Annotated in this window: 1 protein-coding gene; it reads left to right on the top strand. The window is 42.2% G+C overall.

The annotated features are described in order from the left end of the window. Positions 1-277 (top strand): DEAD/DEAH box helicase (locus BGI41_RS08280; protein ID WP_143744828.1); only part of this gene is annotated, 277 nt, incomplete at both ends.

The raw sequence follows: 277 nt of genomic DNA, 5'->3' as shown, positions 1-277 counted from the left end.
GTACTCTGTACGCCCACGGCAAGCGGAAAATCACTTACTTACATGATTCCTATTTTCGAAACTATTCTCAATGAACCTGAAGCAACTGCCCTTTATATATCCCCTTTAAATGCGCTTGTAAATGACCAGTTAAAGTCCTTTCTGGAATTTGAAGAGAAACTAAAATCAGGTGCAGGCATAGCCCGTTATACAGGTGCCCTTTCAGAAGCCGAGAAAAGGAAGGTAAGAGAAGGGCAGACCAATGTGGTCTTAACAAACCCCGAAATGATTCACATGA

This window comes from Methanobrevibacter sp. 87.7 (assembly GCF_002208625.1).
In the GTDB taxonomy this organism is placed as follows: Archaea; Methanobacteriota; Methanobacteria; order Methanobacteriales; family Methanobacteriaceae; genus Methanarmilla.
This window is presented reverse-complemented; position numbering and strand designations above follow the sequence as displayed.